Below are 16,740 nucleotides of genomic sequence, written 5' to 3' on the forward strand. Positions count from 1 at the left end.
GGATGCTCGGTCAGCAAGCATCTTCCAGCTCAGCAATAATCGCTTTCTTCAAGGATGAAACTGACTTAGACCCTGCGAAGATTTTCAGTAATCGGCCTTCGTGAAAAACCGCCAAGGATGGCACAGAGCGGATGCCATACATCGGCGCAATTGTCGGAGACACCGCAATATCAATCTTTCCGAATACCGCTAATGAATGGAGTTTCCCCTCCAGCTCCAAGAAGATCGGCTTCATTTCTTTACAAGGTTTGCACCAGGAGGCTGAGAACATTACGACACTGCTCCCTTTGGCTACGAAGCGAGCAAATTGGGGAGCGCTCAACTCAACGATACGACTCATCTGGATTTCTCGTTCTGTATTAAGGGCAGGCGGCACCTTCAGAGTGCCTCCATTCATTGCCAATCAAATCTTGCAGCCATCGATGCCGCAGACCTGTCCAGTGGGTGAGCTGTCGTCGACTTGCATGCTCTCAACCATGTGATTAAGTGCTTTAAGAAACGTAGCTTCAGGCTGCGCACCTACCACTGAAAATTCATTGTTGAACACGAAAAGCGGTACGCCAGCGCCCAATTGGGCGGAAAACTGCTCATCCGCCTCCATTTCAGCGCGCAGCTCTGCAGATGACCAAGCCAGTTGGATTGACTCGTCCGACACACCTGCGTCTTTAGCAATCGCTGCCAAGCTGGTGCGATCAAAGAGGGATTTGCCGTGACTGGTACTTTGCTCGTACAGCGCCTCTACGAGCCGCGTTTTTACTGCCGAATCTTCAACAGCTTTCACTAGCACATGAGCGTCAGTGGTATCGCCAAACATCATGGTGTCAAAGCAGTAATCCAACCCGTCGACCTTGCCATAGTTACTGACTGTACCCATCATCGCCAAAGCGGAGTTTGCGTTGCCGAGCTTACGTTTCAGGGCCGGGATCATCGGCTCAGGAGTGTGGTTAGCAGCCAGCCGATAGGCCCGAACGTTGACTTGCACGTCGTCCTTCTCTGAGAAGCTTTCAAGTGCTTTCTCAAAGCGGCGCTTGGCTATCCAGCACCAAGGGCACACATAATCAGACCAGATGTCGACTACATATTTTTTCGATGAGTTTTGCATAATTTAGCCTGCGCGAAGGAGGGAAGCCTGCATTGCCGCCATTTCAAGCAAATGGTTAAAGCCAGCCAGAGGGTCGGTTGATCGACCGAGTGTCCAATCAATAAGGCTTGCCCCCTCCAGCATGCTCAACAGCATGAAGGCGAAGTTCTCAGCCGTTGTTCCCAGCGACCATCCGTGCTGGCGGACTGCGTCATTCAGAGTGCTTTGGAGCCAGGCGAGCTGAGAGTTGAAGAAGTCCCGCGTGAGCCCTTGGAGCGACAATGGCAACGCAGCCATTTCCGCAGCCAATGCGCCGCATAAAGGCAGCAGCCCCTCATTCGCGCTGATCACGAATAGTCGGGAAAAGGCCTGTAAGCGCTGCAATGGCTCGGGATGCAAGGCTTCGATTGATGCCAGCGTTTCATTGAACCGGGAGATATAATCGCTGATCAGTTCTGCGCCCAAGCACTCCTTCGTAGGAAAATGATGGTGAATGCTGGCTTTTCTGATACCGATCTTCGCAGCGAGATCAGCGTAACTGAATGCTGAGTAACCCTTTGAACGCATCTGGGTTTCCGCGTAACTCATAAGCGCAGCTTTTGTCGTAATAGACATTTGAAACTCCTACAGCCAGCACCTTTCACCGGAGTCAGCGCACTGAGAAAGCGCCTCAACAGGAGGCGCCATACGCAGGGCTTGCTAGGGTATTAGGCGCGTACTGCCATCACTCCTGCATCAACGTCCCAGATAGCACCTGTCACCCAGGAAGTTTTATCCGAGAGCAAGAAGAGGATGGTGTTGGCCACGTCTTCGGGAACACCGACTCGCCCCAGCGGGTGGAAATCGTTAAGAGACTTCATCGCATCGGGGATCGCGTCCTTGTCCATGAAACCTTCATAGATTGAGGTATGGACGATGCCAGGCGACACCGCATTGACTCTGATGCCAGAGTGCGCCAGTTCAATTGCCAAATTTCGGGTGACTGCGTGCAGGCCCGCCTTGGCCATCGAATAAGCAGTCGCTGGAGAGCCGGCCAGTGCAGCTTGTGCGCCAATCGAACCGACGTTGACAATGGAACCTTCGCGCTTGGCGGCAAGCATATTCTTGACCACGGCCTGAGTGATAAAGAATGTGGCGCGGTTCAAATCCAGATACATGTCGTAGTCAGCCTCATCGTGCTCGATGAAAGGCTTCGGAATGAATATGCCTGCAGAGTTCACCATGAAGCCAATGTCGCTGTGGTTGGCATTGATTTCGTTGCGTACGAAATTCATTCCTTCTTCGGTCATCAGGTTCGCAACGATCACCGATACGTTCCCCAATGAACTCAGTTCAGCGCGAACAGCGTCGGCTTTGTCCTGCTTGCTGCCAGTGAGTACCACGCTGCCACCAGCCTTCAAAAACAGGCGCGCCGTTTCCAGGCCCATGCCGCTCGTGCCGCCGACGACCAACAGTTTTTTGCCATTAAAAAAATCAATCATTGCAGACTCCGGTTATCCCGACTTCGTTAAGAGCGGCACCAGCAGGTTTTCTGCTGATGCACGCTGGGCTTGGATGTGACGCGGCTAAGGATCAGCCCTCGCGCACTTCGAGGGTAGGCACCATACGAATGGCTTTGGAGAAGTTCGCGTAGTTCACCGAAGTCTTAAGCACCACCTTGTGCAGCTCTTCCACACGCTCACGGGAGGCATCGGTGTGCAGGCGGATTACGACACTTACCTCGTCGTAACCTGGGTTAACGCTTTCATCGATGCCCAAGAAGCCACGGAGATCGAGAGTGCCGTCAGTCTCAATTTCCAGGCTGTGGATCTTGATGCCCATCATCGCGGCATTGGCGGCATACCCGACCGACATGCAGGCGTTGAGAGCAGCCATCAGCAGCTCCTGAGGGTTAGGTGCGGTGTTTTGGCCCAGCAATTCATTTGGCTCATCGGCGGCGATTTCAAAATCACGCGAGTAGGTTTCACCGGCCAGGCTGTAACGGCTGACTTTGGCCACAGTGCGGGTCTGGCCTTTCCACGCGGTCTTAACGTTGAAACTGGCGTGACGCTTGCTCGCATCCTCAGCAACGCCTTGGGCAAACTGTTGCAGGGCTGCTACGTCAATACCGTTCAGGTTGTTTGTCATTTGATAAGTCCTATGTGCAACACATTTATGGGTGGTGTTCGCTGAGGAATCACTCTACCAACTGGTAGGGTGGCTTGCAAGGAATTATTTCAAACAAGGCGCCATGTCCCCATGTGACGACCTTTCCATCCTTAGCGCTTCGTACCTGGCGGGCGCGCGGGATAATGGCTCCCGAGCCGGGTAGGCGACTGCAAACCCTTTCTTTCGCATCATCTAGATCAACGCAGGATCAGCAGGCCGCATCCTTCCAAGGTCAGCAGCGGGTATCGAGGTGATCCCGTAGGATGAGGCGGTAGCGGTTCAAGGAAAAAATTCCAAGTTACTGTTTTTATTATTAAAATTAGCGAGGTGGTAAATGCTTGAGGCTGGCAGCACTTTTGTCTTCGCCCAGCAGGGGCTTATGAATATGAGAAGCGTACCAGGATAGGAAATGGATGCAGGCATGGAGAAAGTACAAGGGTGTGCAGCCCCAGGTTGCCTGGGCATCCATTGAGGTCGGAGCGGTATCATGAAGACGCCAACACACCTGCTTACCGGCTATCAGCCTAGCCCTCCTCGTATGCGATTCGATGCGCGAAGTTCGCACAAAGCACACCTATCGAAGGTGGAACTGCCCATCAAGGGAGGCTCTCACCTAGGCCGTTGAGCGTTTGACCGAGGCAAAAGGCATGGTGTATGCCCTTGTAGAAGAGATTCTGTACATGATAGTGAGAGTTTTTCGTGCAAGGCTGCGCTATGCATTAGTAAAAAACTCAGTCGGCGAACCCTACGCGCTGTTATCCGCGACTGCTGATAACATAGTCGCGTCAACCCTCAAAACGAAATCTACAATTATTATCGCGGGCTATGATAATTTCGGTGATGCTGAGCTGTTTCATATTGCATGTTAATCGGTTTGATTTCAGTGTAGTCGGGTGTGTTAGCTAATTATTCAGGTCTTCGCCGCTGGTTGGCTGGAAATTATTCCATGGTCGATGGCATATTTTACCAGCGCTACAGGTTTGTCGATTTTTAGTTTTCGTCGAATACTCAGGCGGTGAGTCTCTACAGTCCTGACGCTTATGTTAAGCTCTCGGGCCATTTCTTTGTTATTCAGTCCCTGAGCCATTTTATAGAGAACTTCGCTTTCCCTCGGTGTTAGTTCGCTTGAGTTGCCGTCATCAAGGAGAAGTTTTTGCGCTATTTCTGCACTATAGAAAGTACCTCCATTTGCGATTGCTTCAATTGCAGCGACGATTTCTCTTGAGGGTGAGTTTTTTAACACATAGCCGCTTGCACCCGCACGCAGTGATTCGCTGACATATTCCTTGCTGTCATGCATGCTGAGTACTAGAACCCGCAGTAAAGGATACCTTTCGCGTAGTGTTCGTGTGAGTACAAGACCGTTTATGTCCGGTAGGTTGATGTCTACTAGAAGTAGATCAGGCTTGCACTGATCAACCATTTCCATGGCGTGTGCGCCACATTCAGCTTCACCCACAACAGCCACGTTGGGTACTACCGAAAGCAGCGCCTTAATCCCGTCGCGAACGAGCGAGTGGTCATCGACCAGGGCTAAACGAATTTGTGCTGTTAGGCTCATGGGGGTGTCCATTGTTATCGAATTAGGTGAGTCAAACTTTTTTACAGGGAATACTCATTGGAATCTCAATATCGACCTCACTTCGGCCTGGTGCAGAGGCCAGATGTAGTCGACCACCCAGGTGTTCGACGCGTTCCCGTATATTTCTGAGCCCGATCCCAGCGTGGCGACGCTCAACTTCATCAACATTAAAGCCAATTCCATCGTCGCTTATTCTCAAGCGAACAGATTGCTCGGTTCCATACAGCGTAATGGCAACATCGTGAGCTTGAGCGTGTCGCTCGATGTTGGATAACGCCTCCTGAACAATTCGAAAAAGCGAGACGGGCACCCCATCGTCCAGCAGGCACTCAAACTCATTAGTCTCAAACGTTACCCGCAGTCCACTGCGTTGCTCAAACTCCTCAGACAATTGTCCAATCGCGGCAGGAAGCCCCAGGGTGTCCAAGAGCGAAGAGCGAAGGTCGTGTGAGATGCTCCGAACCTCACCAATGGCCTCTCCAAGCCGCTCGGTAGCCTCTTTCAAGATAACTGCACCTGGGCTTTCTCCGTTTTCGAGCAGAAAGCTTGCTAGCTCAAGTTTGTATTTTATGGACACGAGGACTTGGCTAATTCCATCATGCAGCTCGCGAGAAACGCGCGAACGCTCCTCTTCCTGAAGGCTCACAATTCGCTGGTTCAAGCGTTGTAGCTTGGTGTCGGCTAGCCGATGCTCACTCAGGTTCAACGTCATTCCGCTTGCAAATACTAACAAGACTGCCACAAGGGCTACGACAGCAATTGACAACATCGTTTTGCGGATGCCATGAGCCACTTCATCACGAGCTTGCTGAGTGGCTTTTTCAACGTCTTCAAGGTAGATGCCCGTACCGATCATCCACCCCCATTGTTCCAACATTACGACGTAGGCGAGCTTTTCGGTCACTCTCCCGGAGGAAGGCTTGCTCCACGCATAGCGTTGGAAGCCCTCACCAGACTTGGCACTCTGGAGCAACGCTTGAATCACTAGGAGACCGTGTGGATCCCTCATATCCATGAGGTCTTTGCCGACCAGCTCTGCCTGCCGTGCATGCATCAGACTACGGCCTTGGCGATCGTAGACGAAAAAATAACCATTGATGCCAAAGCTCAGCTTCCTCAGCTCGTCTAGGACTTTTTGCTTAGCATGGTCATCGCCATGGCCATCGTTGTAGAGGGGGGCGATCAAGCTCCTCGCCATCGCTACGTAGTTTTCAAGCTCTGCGCGCTTACTGACCAAAATACTGTCTTCGATCAGTTGTGCTTGCTGGTCACCCAGCTGGTTGTTCAGGGAGATGACAAGCGCGCAGATAGCGGCAATAGCCAGTACAAGTGGCAAGATCCCCAGGGCGACAATTTTGTGTTTGAGCTGCATTCCTACTCCTGTCCAGACCTTATACGCGACCAGCAGTCTTGGATGCTGCGATCAGAGGCCACTGGGACTTCAGCATCTTATGTCAATCCCCGATGCACCGAGTAGCCGAAAGCGGCTAGCGGTCGATAGACCCGATCGCATAGCCGGTAGCTCAGTAGAACTACGTAGGCTTGTGGGCGTAGTTCTGCGGATTTATTTGTAGTGGGTATACGCGGATATTGGCCGCTGCCGCGAAGCGGACACAAATATAAAAATCACGGTCGACGACCTACAGGCTGTCGACAGGAGACACGTAATGACCCATATGGCCAAACACATTGCCTGGTTTGCCGTGGCTGTTCTGGGAGCATTCGCGCTTAGCGTCGTGGCCTTGCGCCGCGGCGAAGCTATCAATGCTCTCTGGATCGTAGTCGCAGCAGTCGCCATCTATCTTGTCGCATACCGATACTACAGTCTGTTCATCGCCCAGAAAGTGATGCAGCTAGACCCTCGTCGAGCCACTCCCGCCGTAGTCAACAACGACGGCCTGGATTATGTGCCGACCAACAAACATGTGCTCTTCGGGCATCACTTCGCTGCCATCGCTGGTGCGGGGCCTTTGGTTGGGCCGGTACTCGCTGCCCAGATGGGCTATTTGCCTGGTACGCTTTGGCTGATAGCCGGCGTGGTGCTTGCCGGCGCGGTACAAGACTTCATGGTGCTATTCCTGTCTACCCGCCGCAACGGTCGCTCTTTGGGGGACATAGTGCGAGAGGAGATGGGCAGAGTTCCAGGAACGATCGCGCTGTTCGGCTGCTTCCTGATCATGATCATCATCCTTGCCGTATTAGCGCTGATTGTGGTCAAGGCGCTGGCCGAGAGCCCTTGGGGTATCTTCACCGTCATGGCCACCATTCCGATCGCCATGTTTATGGGCGTCTACATGCGCTATGTTCGTCCTGGCCGCATCGGAGAGATCTCGGTAATTGGGGTGTTGCTGCTGTTGGGCTCGATTTGGTTGGGGGGGCAGATTGCTGCCGATCCAGTTTGGGCCAAGGCTTTTACCTTCACCGGTATTCAAATCACCTGGATGCTCATTGGCTACGGCTTCGTCGCTGCGGTGCTACCCGTCTGGCTGATCTTGGCTCCGCGTGACTACCTGTCCACGTTCCTCAAAATTGGCACGATTCTCGCGCTTGCTGTCGGAATTCTCGTCACTATGCCCGAGCTGAAAATGCCGGCGTTGACTCAGTTCACCGATGGGACAGGGCCGGTGTGGAAAGGCGGCTTGTTCCCGTTCCTCTTTATTACCATTGCCTGCGGTGCCGTCTCGGGATTCCATGCGCTGATAGCCTCTGGCACAACACCTAAATTGCTTGCGAGCGAAGGCCACGCCCGTTACATCGGCTACGGTGGCATGTTGATGGAGTCCTTCGTAGCAATCATGGCTATGGTGGCTGCGTCGGTGATTGAGCCTGGTGTGTACTTCGCCATGAACAGCCCTGCGGCTATCGTTGGTGGTGATGCAGTGTCCGTAGCGCAGACGGTTAGCAGTTGGGGCTTCACCATTTCCCCGGCTCAGCTAGAGTCGGTAGCTAAAGATATAGGTGAAACCACCATCCTCGCTCGCGCAGGAGGGGCACCAACGCTAGCTGTGGGCATTGCCCAAATTTTGCATCACGTCCTGCCGGGCGAGAACACCATGGCGTTCTGGTACCACTTTGCAATCTTGTTCGAAGCGTTATTCATCTTGACCGCTGTGGATGCTGGCACCAGGGCAGGCCGCTTCATGCTGCAGGATTTGTTAGGTTCATTTGTTCCTGCCCTGCGCCGTACAGAGTCATGGACTGCAAACCTTATTGCCACCGCTGGCTGCGTGGCATTGTGGGGCTATCTGCTCTATCAGGGCGTGATCGATCCGTTGGGTGGTATTAATACGCTTTGGCCGCTGTTCGGCATTTCCAACCAGATGTTGGCAGGCATCGCTTTGATGCTGAGTACCGTCGTGCTTATCAAAATGAAGCGTCATCGGTATATCTGGGTGACCCTGCTACCAGCGATCTGGCTGCTGATTTGCACTACAGCTGCAGGATTCATCAAACTGTTCGATGCTAACCCTGCTATGGGCTTCCTGGCGTTGGCACGTAAGTACAGTGATGCGCAGGCCAATGGTCAGATTTTGGCGCCGGCGAAGGACATTTCGCAGATGCAGCATGTGATCTTCAACGCCTATACGAACGCTACGCTCACAGCCCTGTTCTTGCTTGTTATGTTTAGCATTTTGTTCTACGCGCTCAAGGTCGGGATTGCAGCGTGGGGTAGCAAGGAGCGTACGGATAAAGAGTCGCCTTACCTAGCACTGCCTGATGCATAAAGGAGGGGTGTAACGTGTTCAATGACCTGAGTCGCCTCGGTAAATACCTGGGTCAGGCAGCGCGTCTGATGGTGGGCATGCCTGACTACGACACTTACGTCGAGCACATGCAAAACAAGCACCCTGACAAACCTCTGATGTCATATGAGGAATTCTTTCGGGAGAGACAGGAAGCTCGATACGGCGGCGGCAACGGTCAGCCACGTTGCTGTTAGTACCTTGAGGTATTTTTCTGCGTAGTCAATCGCGCCCGATGCAATGCATCGGGCGCTTTGCGTCTTGGTCTGCGAAAACGGTGTCAGTCTTCTAGATGGTTAGTAACGCCATGGTTGAGTTGCTTTCCGAGTGCTCCCGAAAATTCCAACGCAAATGCTAGTCCCCGTCTGACATCCGGATCAGAGGTCATCCGAAGCAAACGGACTAAAGAGGGGGGTTCCGAAAGCTTGCTTACCTGGGCGCTTGCAACGCGAGCCGCGTTACCCGCTAACCATGCAGCCGACGAGCCTTCTTCGAAGACATTTGCTAGCTTTTCGACCATGTAAGAATCGCTCATGTCGACGATGTCGGTCGCAACTGACATTAGGTCGACCAGTCTTGAGAGTCGATCTCCGGCCAAGAGGGGCTCAAGCTTTACGACAAGCGACCTGAGCCCTTCGAGCGCAGCCTCGCTAAGTTCCAACGATTCCGAAATCGAGGGCGCTCCCGGTTTATTTTTCGAGAGGCTTCCTTGTTCAGGGAGTGAGCTCATCTGAGGTGTCCTGTAAAATTATTGATCGTGTTACACCAGGCCGCGCGCGACCGCCCAATATATGCCTCTATTGAAGCTTTTCCTCATAAGTCCGCCAATCTTAGTGGGGGGCGTAGGCTTTACATCATTTTCATAGTCGTACCAGAGCGGCATTCCTGCCTCTAATCCCATTTGCGCAATTGCAGCAACCTTGCCCTCATAACTGTCGCAAGTCCGCCCGAAACGAAGCTCGGAGGCTATGTTATTTACTACAACAGGGGACTGGCTATGGCACGCGCCCCCGGCCTTGCTCACGGGAAGATCAACGGTATCGCCCAGGACATATACGTTTTCTAAACCATATACTTTCATGGTTTGATAGTTTGTAGGGAGCCACCCTTCATCATCTTGAGCTTGCGACAGTCCGGAGTTTCTAACTGCGTCTACTGCGCGGATAGGTGGAGTGGCCATAAGAATGTCGAAATCTTCCGCTCCGCCTTCTTCTGAAAACGCGATATTGCTTCCCGGATCAACTCGGTTAAGCGTAAAGCTTCTCTGGTGCTTAATGCCCCTCTGTTCAAATATACTGGGCAATACTTCGCAGGTGTCCTTCTGCAAGAAAAGACAGTTTCGTAACAGTTGAGCTACGGTAGGGTATGTATAGACGATTTCCACTTTGTCTCTAACGCCGCGTTTACGTAGCAGGTCGTCAAGCATTAGCGTAGTCTCAATGGGTGCAATACCACATTGGTGAGGTACATTGGGGGTCTTGGGGAATGTTACGGTGACTAGAATTCTGCCTTTTTCTATAGACTTCAATTTATCTGCAAGCTGCCGCGCAGGCTCATATTGATAAAAATGATCACCGCCTTCTTTTAGGCCATCGATTCGCTCGGGGCTTGGTACACAGCCTGTGGAGATAACGAGTTGGTCGTATCCGTATACTTTTCCGCTTTTACATTTCACGCGGTTCTGGTTGTATTGGAATTCCTCGACCTCTTCTATAAGGAAGTCGATCTCAGGGCGGAGTAAGCTGCGCTGAGGCCGCCGGAGCTCATTTTTGAAGAAACTGTCAAAGGCAATGTACATGAACGCAGGTTTGTAATAGTGCCAGGGAGAGTTGGACAGCATCAAGATTTCCACCTTGCCACTGCGTATCTCAGGGTAGAGTTTGGTGGCAAGATGATTGGCAGTCATTGTGCCGCCAATACCGCCGCCGACAATAATTATCCGATGTGGCATGTGCTCTCCATAGTCTGAGCTAAATGAAGGGCCAGTCGCGTATTCAACGAGACTGGCCAAAATGGGGCGCTAGTGAATTAGATCGAGCGAATGCCTCCTTTCAATGCGCCGTCCGCAGAAGTATTGAGCTTTGAGTGTTTTTTGGAATATAGGAAGTAAATTGCGGCTCCAACGAGCAGCCATGCGCTGAATGCAATCCATGTGTGCAGTTTTAGATACGACATCAGCGTAATGCAGGCAATAATTGCGAGTGCTGGTACGAGCGGTACGAGCGGGCACTTGAAGGCGCGTGGCAGATCGGGGCGCTTCTTCCTAAGCACGATTACAGCAAACGAAACTAGGCAGAATGCAGCTAGCGTGCCTATATTCATAAGTTCGGCAAGTACATTCAGTGGGACTACTGCTGCGATAAGACCAAAAATGATGCCGATCGCCCAAGTAGTGAAGAATGGTGTGCCATATTTAGGATGTACTTCGGAGAACTTAGAGGGTACCAGTCCATCGCGAGACATAGCGAAGATAATTCTGGATTGCCCATAGAGCATTACAAGCACACCCGTTGTCATACCCAAAATAGCACCTAGGTCGACGAAGCCCGCTACCCAGTTCTCACCTGCATACTGGAGGGCGAGCGAGACGGGATGGTCGATGCCGAGGAACTCCCGGAATGGAACGATACCTGTCATGATCATGGATACAACTACGTACAATATCGCGCATATGCCCAGTGAACCGATAATCCCGATAGGCAAATCACGCCCAGGTCTTTTGACTTCCTCAGCTGCAGAAGATACTGCGTCAAAACCAATGAACGCAAAGAACACTAACGCTGCTGCGCTCATAATTCCATTGAACCCAAAAGGCGCGAAGGGCTGCCAGTTCTCGGGCTTTACGTGTCGGGCGCCGACGATAATGAACAAAAGCACTACTGCAATTTTGAGTGCCACCATAATGTTGTTGATTTTAATAGATTCACGTATTCCAATAGAAAGCAGCCAGGTGATTACCATCATGATGATAAACGCAGGCAGATTGAAGAATGTGCTAACGCCCGGTAGCGCCCCAGGTGCTGCAGTCAACGCAGTGGGTAACGATAATCCGAACCCGCTTAGCAGGGATTGAAAGTAACCAGACCAACCAACAGAGACTGCTGCGCTCGCCAGGCCGTATTCGAGCATAAGATCCCAGCCGATCATCCATGCAACAATCTCCCCAAGTGTGAAATAGCTGTACGTATAGACGGAGCCTGCTACTGGAATGCTTGATGCAAACTCTGAATAGCAGAGTGCTGCAAGCCCACATGCTAAAGCAGCGATGATAAATGAAATTGTTAATGCGGGCCCAGCTGTTAGAGCTCCTGTGCCCGTTAACACAAAAATACCTGTTCCTACAATGGCGCCCACACCGATAAAAATCAAATCGACTGGCCCGAGTACTTTTTTCAGAGATGCTTTGGAGTGCTGTAATTTGCTTATTTCTTCTAAGCTTTTTGTTCTAAAAATGCTCACATTTGCCTCCAGTTTTATTATTTGCGGCAGTGCGTGATGACGGGTGTAAACTGTCGGCGTCCCTGGTCGTAATATGTGCCAAGGTTCGTTCTCATGCCCGTTTAACTAGTGATAGATCATTCTTAAGACTGATTGCGAATTAGGTCGAATCTATCAAAGCCAAGTTTTAGGTCGGCGATAAGATCTTCTGGGCTCTCCAAACCGACATGAAGTCTAATGAGGTGACCTTCTTCCTCCCAAAGCGTTGTAGTACGAATTTTTCGTGGATCTACTGTCATCGCTAGGCTTTCAAAGCCACCCCATGAATAGCCGAGTCCGAAAAGATTCAGATCATCAAGAAGGGCTTTGACTGCTTCAATGGGAGCGGATTTGGTAACAAACGATAAGAGGCCGGTTGCTCCGGTAAAATCTCGGCGCCATAGCGAGTGATTTTTGTGGGATGGCAGACCAGGGTAAATGACGCGAGAAACTTGGTCTTGTTCTTCCAGCCACTTGGCCACACATAGCGCACTGCGTTGATGGCGCTCCAGACGGACGTCCAATGTCCGGAGTCCTCGTAGAGCCAGATTCGCGTCGTCTGGGCTTACATATGTGCCCGATTGGAAATGGTAGGCTTTTAGTTGAGGCCATGCGCGTGATGATGCTGCGATAGTGCCGATAAGAGCATCAGAGTGACCTACGATATACTTGGTGGCGGCCATAATCGAGAGATCAACGCCATGATCGATCGCTTTGAAATACAGCGGTGTCGCCCAGGTGTTATCGAGCAGAACCAGCGCGCCATGGGCGTGTGCGGCCTTGGCGATTGCTGGGATGTCTTGAATCTCGAAGGTATGTGAGCCAGGCGACTCAGTAAACACTGCCTCAGTATTAAATTGGAAAAGCTCAGAAATGCCTGCTCCAATTTGAGGGTCGTAGTAGGTTGTCTGAATGCCCAGCCGTTTTCCTGCGGTATCCAAGAAATGGCGTGTCGGGGCGTAAACGCTGTCAGGTACCAGGATATGTTCGCCTGATCCCACCACGGACAGTATCGCGGTAACGCATGCGGACAGGCCGGAAGGGCACAGAACAGTCCCAGTAGCGCCTTCTAGCGCTGATATAGCTTCACAAAGGGCCTCGGTCGATGGATTGTTCCACCGCCCGTACTGATAGCGCTGGTCGCCATTCTGCATACAGTCGACGTTTGGGAATACGACTGTCGAACCTCGGTAGATAGGAGGGTTGACGAACCCATAGTGGTCTTCGGGGTGGCTACCTGCGTGAGCAATGACCGTCGCGCTTGATGCAGTTAACTTATTGTTATTCAAGGCTTTTCTCTCTGATCGATACATGACTAGATCAGCTAATTATATTTGTTCTATAGAGAAATTTTCTTTCGTATATTTCTTGCTAAGCGGTTTTTTGGTGAATATTATTAGGCGTTTCTAGTGTGGCTTCTTGTCCCATTAACCCAGATTTTTCTGCCATTGCCCGAGACATCCCGATGATTGAGCTGGATAAGGTGGATCGTATGATCCTTGAGATCGTTCAGTTGAACGGTCGTCTCACCAACGCTGAGATCGCAGCTCGCGTCTCGCTTTCCGCCCCGGCAAGCTGGAAGCGATTGAAGCGACTTGAAGAGGAGGTGATCGAGGGGTATCACGCTTCGCTTAACCGAAAAGCTATTGGTTTGAATGTTTTTGCTTTCATCAGTATTACGTTGGATACACACTCAGAGGAGGCGATGGATAACTTTGAGAAGGGGATAAATTCCCTGCCGAGTGTGCTTTCTTGTCATAATATATCTGGGAAGTATGACTATTTACTGCAGGTGGTGGTTAAAGATATGGACGATTTCCATCAGCTGGCTATGTACAAGATACGCCGTTTGGGGAATATTAAGGAGATGTATACGGGCTTTTCTCTCAAAGAGATAAAAAGATGTCCGACGCTTCCTTTGTAAGTGCCAATGTGACGCGCAGTGTGTAACTTGTCCCAGCAATTGATGCAGTGCGTGCAGCTCAAAATCGAATGAGTTGCACGTTTCGATGCTTTTCAGTCTCGCGGCTTTAGCGAAGGTGTTTGCTTAGCCGACAATACCAGAGCTATGCCACCTAGTACTGTCAGTGAGCTCAGGCCAAGGCGAGTGGTGAAGGTTTCCCCCAGCAGTAGAACTCCGGCAATGGAGGCAATCACTGGGACTGTAAGCTGCACAGTGGCTGCTCGGAAAGATGAGAGATGTCGAACCGCCGCGTACCAGATAGCGTACCCCGCGCCTGATGCGATGGTGCCTGATGCGATGGCATAAGTAATACCGACAACGTCTGCATGGAAAGAGGACATGAAGGGCAGTGCGGTAAGCACGATTAGCGGAACAGACATCATGAAGTTGCCACCTGTAGCCGCTAACGGATCAGCTAAGGCTTTTCCTAGGATTGAGTAGACTCCCCATGCCACCCCTGACGCGAGCATCATCACTGCGCTTGCCAGGGGCGGGGCGCTGGATCCTGGAAGAAGGAGTATGACAAGGCCTGCAATCGCCAGCAGTAAGCCTAGCAATGCCAAGGCGCCCATGCGCTCTCCCTGGAGAAATCCGTACCCAAGCATGGTTAGCTGCACCGCGCCGAACAGAACAAGCGCGCCGGTACCGGTATCCAGTTTCAAATACGCGTAGGAAAAAGCGAAGGCATAGACATAGAGTGATACGGCGCCTCCCCAAGAGCCTGCGCTCTTTTTCGCTGGTCGCTGAAATTTGAGAATCATCCATAGGATCAGTGCACCACTCACCAAACGTATGACACTGAAGCTAATCGGATCGATGGCGCTGTGCCGCAATGCGACCCGACACAGAACTGAGTTCGCTGCAAACGCTATCATCGCGATGGCCGTCAGGAACACAACGCGATGTACTTGTTTGGTGGTCAAAGCTGGAGATAGAGGGGTATTCAAGAGAATTCTTCCACTGGGTAGGGTGAGATTTCCTAAATGAGCATCCGTTGAACGTGCCTCAGAACTTTCAGGACGATTCAATCTATGTACTTTAGTTCGATTTCCAGAGTTTTCTGCAGTTCGCTGTATGAGCTCGCACCCATGATCAGCTTAGAGAGAATCCCGTCTCTAAATACTGCGATTGACGGAACACCATTGATATTCATTGCTTTCGCGACCGTCGGAGACTGTGAGACATCAACGTGTCTAAATGTCGCGAGTTGAGAGTATGCATCAGCGAGTTTTTCGAAAACTGGCTTCATCCCGGTGCAAGGGCCGCACCAAGGGGAAGAAAAGCAGATAAGATGAATTCTATTGGGTGCACTGAGTTCTCTATGGAGTCCATTAGTGTCTAATTCGTAACTTTCATTCATGGATATATGTACAGTTTTTTCAAAGTGCAGCGCAAGGTCGCCAGAGCTTCGGCGACCCTTCATCTGTGATGCTGCCAGATTTATATGATCTCCAGTTTTGGCGATACTTTAATTTCTCTCGCCATATTATGGAAGTTTGGTGAGGTTTTCATGACGTGTGCATGAAGCTCTTCGATTTGATCCTGTGAGGCGTCTGCGCAAATTTTTACATTGTAACGTACTTCGTTGACCCCAGGATTAAGATTTTCATCAAGTCCTAAGAAACCAGCCAGGTCGAGATCAGTGTCCGTTTCAATCTCAAGACTTTTCATCTTGATGCCCCTCGCCGCAGCGCCTGTTACGTAGCCTACCGACATACATGCATTCAAGGCAGCAAGTAACAACTCCATTGGGCCAGGCGCTGTATTTTCACCTAGTAGCTCAACAGGCTCGTCCGAGACTATCTGGAAGTCTCGCTCCATTTGCCGACCGGCGAGACTGCATTGAGTAACATTTGTAACGCTTTTGGTTTGGCCCATCCATTTAGTCTGGACATTGAAGCGGACTTCAGCGTTTGTGTGATCCGCTGCTACGTCGCGAGCGAAGTTTTCTAGATTAGTAACGTTGATACCATTCACAATGTTGCTCATACTGACGGCCTACAGAAATTAATATTTATCGTTAACGTGCGGACATGTTGATCAGCTGTCGCATCCGTTAAGGCCGCAGGTTTGCCCTTGGAAGGACTCACCTTCGGTGGCACTCGAATACATTCGTTGTAGCGCCAGTTTGAACGCGTCAACGGTTTGAGCTCCCGAGATGTAGAAACCGTTGTTGAAGACAAACAGAGGAACGCCGTTCGCGACCTCGCGAGCCTCTTTCTCATCCTTAGCAATTAGATTGGGCAGCGTCTGATCATTCCAAGCGTGCTGTACGAAGCTTGCTGAGATACCCACTTCTGCCGCAATTTCCGACAACGAGTTCTCTTCGAAGATGGAGCGTCCATCTGTGGTGCAGGCCTCATAAAGGCGTTCGCTGAGAGCCTTCTTGATATCGTTATCGTCGACCGCTTTGACAAGAGCGTGTGCCTTAGTAGTGTCTCCAAATAGCATCGTGTCAAAGCTGTAAACAAGGCCGACTTCTCTGGCATTAGAAGTGACAGCTTCGATCATCCCGTTTGCAGATTGTTCATTGCCAAACTTTTGCACAAGAACTTGCTTTATCGGTGCGGCTTTTTGGCCAACAGCGAGCCGAAAGGCCTTGTAGTTAACCTGAACCACGTCTTTGTGTTCAAAATCGGCGAGAGCACTTTCGAACCGGCGCTTCGCAATCCAGCACCAAGGGCAGACGAAGTCCGACCAAACGTCAATCGTGATTAATTTGGATTCTGCGCTCATTTGTATCACC

At 51.2% G+C, this 16,740-nt stretch carries 18 protein-coding genes; 3 read left to right on the top strand and 15 right to left on the bottom strand.

Translation table 11 applies throughout. The features are described 5' to 3' along the window. Positions 1-10: 10 nt before the first annotated feature. The 7 genes from LOY26_RS10540 to LOY26_RS10570 all read right to left on the bottom strand — a co-directional run bounded on the left by LOY26_RS10540 (position 11) and on the right by LOY26_RS10570 (position 6,183). Complete coding sequence (locus tag LOY26_RS10540; RefSeq protein WP_063427272.1) at positions 11-340, bottom strand: co-chaperone YbbN; 330 nt, start codon at positions 338-340, stop codon at positions 11-13. Between the two features lie 63 nt (positions 341-403). Next, positions 404-1,102 carry a DsbA family oxidoreductase gene (locus LOY26_RS10545; RefSeq protein WP_181097899.1) on the bottom strand — a complete coding sequence of 233 codons (699 nt, stop codon included), beginning with the start codon at positions 1,100-1,102 and terminating at the stop codon, positions 404-406. A gap of 3 nt (positions 1,103-1,105) precedes the next feature. Beyond that, positions 1,106-1,696 (bottom strand): TetR/AcrR family transcriptional regulator, encoded by a 591-nt coding sequence (locus LOY26_RS10550; RefSeq protein WP_063427213.1) that lies wholly within the window; start codon positions 1,694-1,696, stop codon positions 1,106-1,108. A gap of 92 nt (positions 1,697-1,788) precedes the next feature. Beyond that, complete coding sequence (locus tag LOY26_RS10555) at positions 1,789-2,562, bottom strand: SDR family NAD(P)-dependent oxidoreductase (RefSeq protein ID WP_063427211.1); 774 nt, start codon at positions 2,560-2,562, stop codon at positions 1,789-1,791. Positions 2,563-2,653: 91 nt separating this feature from the next. After that, complete coding sequence (locus tag LOY26_RS10560) at positions 2,654-3,208, bottom strand: OsmC family protein (RefSeq protein WP_014860752.1); 555 nt, start codon at positions 3,206-3,208, stop codon at positions 2,654-2,656. Between the two features lie 931 nt (positions 3,209-4,139). Further along, positions 4,140-4,790 (bottom strand): response regulator transcription factor, encoded by a 651-nt coding sequence (locus LOY26_RS10565; protein WP_258714702.1) that lies wholly within the window; start codon positions 4,788-4,790, stop codon positions 4,140-4,142. A gap of 31 nt (positions 4,791-4,821) precedes the next feature. Continuing rightward, positions 4,822-6,183: a cache domain-containing protein gene (locus tag LOY26_RS10570; protein WP_181097902.1), complete on the bottom strand. Its 1,362-nt coding sequence runs from the start codon at positions 6,181-6,183 to the stop codon at positions 4,822-4,824. 295 nt (positions 6,184-6,478) lie between these two features. Here LOY26_RS10570 and LOY26_RS10575 point away from each other — a divergent pair, with 295 nt between their 5' ends. Together LOY26_RS10575 and LOY26_RS10580 are read left to right on the top strand one after the other, a co-directional pair. Beyond that, positions 6,479-8,536 carry a carbon starvation CstA family protein gene (locus LOY26_RS10575; RefSeq protein WP_181097903.1) on the top strand — a complete coding sequence of 686 codons (2,058 nt, stop codon included), beginning with the start codon at positions 6,479-6,481 and terminating at the stop codon, positions 8,534-8,536. A gap of 14 nt (positions 8,537-8,550) precedes the next feature. Continuing rightward, positions 8,551-8,751: a YbdD/YjiX family protein gene (locus tag LOY26_RS10580; RefSeq protein ID WP_014860748.1), complete on the top strand. Its 201-nt coding sequence runs from the start codon at positions 8,551-8,553 to the stop codon at positions 8,749-8,751. Between the two features lie 83 nt (positions 8,752-8,834). Here the strand turns inward: LOY26_RS10580 and LOY26_RS10585 are convergent, their stop codons facing one another. From LOY26_RS10585 to metC, 4 genes are all read right to left on the bottom strand, one after another. Beyond that, positions 8,835-9,284, bottom strand: coding sequence for a DUF1641 domain-containing protein (locus LOY26_RS10585; RefSeq protein ID WP_181097904.1), 450 nt, complete (start codon positions 9,282-9,284; stop codon positions 8,835-8,837). Between the two features lie 30 nt (positions 9,285-9,314). Further along, complete coding sequence (locus LOY26_RS10590; protein WP_121161181.1) at positions 9,315-10,505, bottom strand: FAD/NAD(P)-binding oxidoreductase; 1,191 nt, start codon at positions 10,503-10,505, stop codon at positions 9,315-9,317. Positions 10,506-10,582: 77 nt separating this feature from the next. Next, positions 10,583-12,013: an amino acid permease gene (locus LOY26_RS10595; RefSeq protein WP_258714703.1), complete on the bottom strand. Its 1,431-nt coding sequence runs from the start codon at positions 12,011-12,013 to the stop codon at positions 10,583-10,585. A gap of 122 nt (positions 12,014-12,135) precedes the next feature. Continuing rightward, entirely contained in the window at positions 12,136-13,344 is a 1,209-nt protein-coding gene (gene metC, locus LOY26_RS10600) for a cystathionine beta-lyase (RefSeq protein ID WP_181097906.1), read from the bottom strand. A gap of 152 nt (positions 13,345-13,496) precedes the next feature. Between metC and LOY26_RS10605 the strand changes: the two genes are divergently transcribed. After that, positions 13,497-13,955 (top strand): Lrp/AsnC family transcriptional regulator, encoded by a 459-nt coding sequence (locus LOY26_RS10605; RefSeq protein WP_099429028.1) that lies wholly within the window; start codon positions 13,497-13,499, stop codon positions 13,953-13,955. A gap of 92 nt (positions 13,956-14,047) precedes the next feature. Here the strand turns inward: LOY26_RS10605 and LOY26_RS10610 are convergent, their stop codons facing one another. From LOY26_RS10610 to LOY26_RS10620, 4 genes are all read right to left on the bottom strand, one after another. Further along, entirely contained in the window at positions 14,048-14,941 is an 894-nt protein-coding gene (locus LOY26_RS10610; RefSeq protein ID WP_258714704.1) for a DMT family transporter, read from the bottom strand. A 77-nt stretch (positions 14,942-15,018) separates the two neighbouring features. Beyond that, complete coding sequence (locus tag LOY26_RS27035) at positions 15,019-15,417, bottom strand: thioredoxin family protein (protein WP_408980761.1); 399 nt, start codon at positions 15,415-15,417, stop codon at positions 15,019-15,021. A gap of 17 nt (positions 15,418-15,434) precedes the next feature. Next, positions 15,435-15,983, bottom strand: coding sequence for an OsmC family protein (locus LOY26_RS10615; protein ID WP_258714705.1), 549 nt, complete (start codon positions 15,981-15,983; stop codon positions 15,435-15,437). A 51-nt stretch (positions 15,984-16,034) separates the two neighbouring features. Then, positions 16,035-16,730 carry a DsbA family oxidoreductase gene (locus LOY26_RS10620; protein WP_181097909.1) on the bottom strand — a complete coding sequence of 232 codons (696 nt, stop codon included), beginning with the start codon at positions 16,728-16,730 and terminating at the stop codon, positions 16,035-16,037. Positions 16,731-16,740: the final 10 nt, after the last annotated feature.

The sequence above is a fragment of the Pseudomonas sp. B21-047 genome (assembly GCF_024748775.1).
Classification (GTDB): domain Bacteria; phylum Pseudomonadota; class Gammaproteobacteria; order Pseudomonadales; family Pseudomonadaceae; genus Aquipseudomonas; species Aquipseudomonas capeferrum.

Excerpts from the sequence above, each read along its gene's own strand:
- LOY26_RS10540 (WP_063427272.1), bottom strand. The coding sequence starts at position 340 with ATGAGTCGTATCGTTGAGTTGAGCGCTCCCCAATTTGCTCGCTTCGTA.
- LOY26_RS10545 (WP_181097899.1), bottom strand. The coding sequence starts at position 1,102 with ATGCAAAACTCATCGAAAAAATATGTAGTCGACATCTGGTCTGATTAT.
- LOY26_RS10550 (WP_063427213.1), bottom strand. The coding sequence starts at position 1,696 with ATGTCTATTACGACAAAAGCTGCGCTTATGAGTTACGCGGAAACCCAG.
- LOY26_RS10555 (WP_063427211.1), bottom strand. The coding sequence starts at position 2,562 with ATGATTGATTTTTTTAATGGCAAAAAACTGTTGGTCGTCGGCGGCACG.
- LOY26_RS10560 (WP_014860752.1), bottom strand. The coding sequence starts at position 3,208 with ATGACAAACAACCTGAACGGTATTGACGTAGCAGCCCTGCAACAGTTT.
- LOY26_RS10565 (WP_258714702.1), bottom strand. The coding sequence starts at position 4,790 with ATGAGCCTAACAGCACAAATTCGTTTAGCCCTGGTCGATGACCACTCG.
- LOY26_RS10570 (WP_181097902.1), bottom strand. The coding sequence starts at position 6,183 with ATGCAGCTCAAACACAAAATTGTCGCCCTGGGGATCTTGCCACTTGTA.
- LOY26_RS10575 (WP_181097903.1), top strand. The coding sequence starts at position 6,479 with ATGACCCATATGGCCAAACACATTGCCTGGTTTGCCGTGGCTGTTCTG.
- LOY26_RS10585 (WP_181097904.1), bottom strand. The coding sequence starts at position 9,284 with ATGAGCTCACTCCCTGAACAAGGAAGCCTCTCGAAAAATAAACCGGGA.
- LOY26_RS10590 (WP_121161181.1), bottom strand. The coding sequence starts at position 10,505 with ATGCCACATCGGATAATTATTGTCGGCGGCGGTATTGGCGGCACAATG.
- metC (WP_181097906.1), bottom strand. The coding sequence starts at position 13,344 with ATGTATCGATCAGAGAGAAAAGCCTTGAATAACAATAAGTTAACTGCA.
- LOY26_RS10605 (WP_099429028.1), top strand. The coding sequence starts at position 13,497 with ATGATTGAGCTGGATAAGGTGGATCGTATGATCCTTGAGATCGTTCAG.
- LOY26_RS27035 (WP_408980761.1), bottom strand. The coding sequence starts at position 15,417 with ATGAAGGGTCGCCGAAGCTCTGGCGACCTTGCGCTGCACTTTGAAAAA.
- LOY26_RS10615 (WP_258714705.1), bottom strand. The coding sequence starts at position 15,983 with ATGAGCAACATTGTGAATGGTATCAACGTTACTAATCTAGAAAACTTC.
- LOY26_RS10620 (WP_181097909.1), bottom strand. The coding sequence starts at position 16,730 with ATGAGCGCAGAATCCAAATTAATCACGATTGACGTTTGGTCGGACTTC.